The sequence below is a fragment of the Photobacterium sp. R1 genome, assembly GCF_054600795.1.
Genome location: NZ_BAAHZP010000616.1, coordinates 1 through 265 on the forward strand (window position 1 = coordinate 1; position 265 = coordinate 265).

Consider the following 265-nt stretch of genomic DNA (forward strand, 5'->3'; position numbering starts at 1 on the left):
GTGGTGATTGTTTTCGGGGTTACTGATACAGATATTTGGTAAACAGCAGCTCAGTTAATAGCTTTTGGTTGGTCTCTGCAATCAAGAGATCATTGACTTTATCCAGGCATTGCTGGCGTATTGCTTCGCGGCCAGCCAGAGACTTGATTTTCACTTCCGGCTGCTCACCAATGATCTGGATGATGGCATCGCGGATAAGCGGTGCATGGTGTTCAACCAGAGGGATATAGTCCGGGTCGGCGACCATGAGATCGACCTGCAGGCG

At 49.8% G+C, this 265-nt stretch carries 1 protein-coding gene; it reads right to left on the reverse strand.

Annotation, left to right across the window (positions count from 1 at the left end; translation table 11 throughout):
• Positions 1-19: 19 nt before the first annotated feature.
• The coding region (locus ACYP03_RS26525) for a flagellar basal body-associated FliL family protein (protein ID WP_459782743.1) at positions 20-265 on the reverse strand (246 nt) is incomplete at its 5' end.